Raw genomic sequence first — 1123 nt, 5'->3', positions numbered from 1 at the left:
ACAACACCTACCACTCCAAACACGCCGTCGATCGCTACATCCGCAGCTTCGAACGGGTCCGGCTCCTCTCAGAGAAGTTCCCCCGACACGAGCTCCCCCTCCTCACCGGAATGCCAGAACGCCTCATCGACGAGTACCTCACCCTCATCGAGGAATACGAACTCATAACAACAGACACAACGACCCTTGAGATATCCTCGTGACCCCATCCCCACACCAACTCAGAGGTCATATGACCCTATTTTCGATGAGCAACCCTGGGGAATTTCAGCGAGCGGCGTCACGGGCAGACCTTCATCCTATGGATGGGGCGGACGAGATCAAATAGTGCACAAGGATTCTTCAGGCGTACACGCCATGTCCCCATGAGCCCATCGAGGGGATCGGGGCGACCTTGGTGGGTGAGGTGGGTGCGTGCACTGTTCATCCTCGTGTTGGGGGTTGGTGAGGTAGAGGGTGTTGGTTTGCCGGCCGCGGCTCATCGCCACGTAGACCCATTTGAGCTCGCAAGAAACGCGGGTTCCACATCGATCACCACATCCCAGCGCCGACCGACCCGACACCCACCCGAACCGAATCGGTGGATCCAGGCTTAGTCCGTGAGGATGAACTCTCTTCTCAATCCCTACCTTCGCCGCCTGCCTCACCAACACGTTTCGCACATACGACGGTTTCAGCTGCTTACCGTCCAACGTGCATCGTTGATGTATACCTCCGGGATCCGAAGGAAGCCTCTCCACACCTTCTCGGGGCAGTCGTTCGAGCTGGGTGTGGATCTGGTCGAGTTGGAGCTGGCGGGTTGGCTCGCTGTTCGGTTTCTCCTGGTCATCGGGTGGGGCGGCGACGGTTTCGGCTGTATTGTTCGTAGAGGTCGATGGTTTCGGGGTCGAGCCAGCTGGTGGCGTCGGGGCCTTGGTCGGCGTCGACGATGGCGGTGAGCTCGTTGTAGATGGCGTCGAGTGCTGTCTGGTTGTCTTGGGTGATGGCGGCGCGCATGAGGTTGCGGTAGCACTCTTCGCAAGCCCAGCTGGCGGTGAGCCCTTTTCTGGCTGCCCATGTTGCCTGGGCTGGGTTGTTGGTTTGGAGGGCGTGTTGTGCGAGGCGGTGAGCGGCATCGTCGATG

2 protein-coding genes are annotated in these 1123 nt (G+C 59.6%); one reads left to right on the top strand and one right to left on the bottom strand.

Going from position 1 to position 1123, the window contains the following annotated elements; genetic code table 11:
* On the top strand, window positions 1-203 hold a 203-nt coding region (locus tag P1T08_18810; GenBank protein ID MDF1598125.1), incomplete at its 5' end, for a DUF1670 domain-containing protein.
* A 622-nt stretch (window positions 204-825) separates the two neighbouring features.
* Here the strand turns inward: P1T08_18810 and P1T08_18805 are convergent.
* Window positions 826-1123: hypothetical protein (locus tag P1T08_18805; protein ID MDF1598124.1), on the bottom strand; the 298-nt coding region annotated here is incomplete at its 5' end.

Source organism: Acidimicrobiia bacterium (assembly GCA_029210695.1).
Classification (GTDB): Bacteria; Actinomycetota; Acidimicrobiia; order Spongiisociales; family JAHEDJ01; genus JAHEDJ01.
This window is presented reverse-complemented; position numbering and strand designations above follow the sequence as displayed.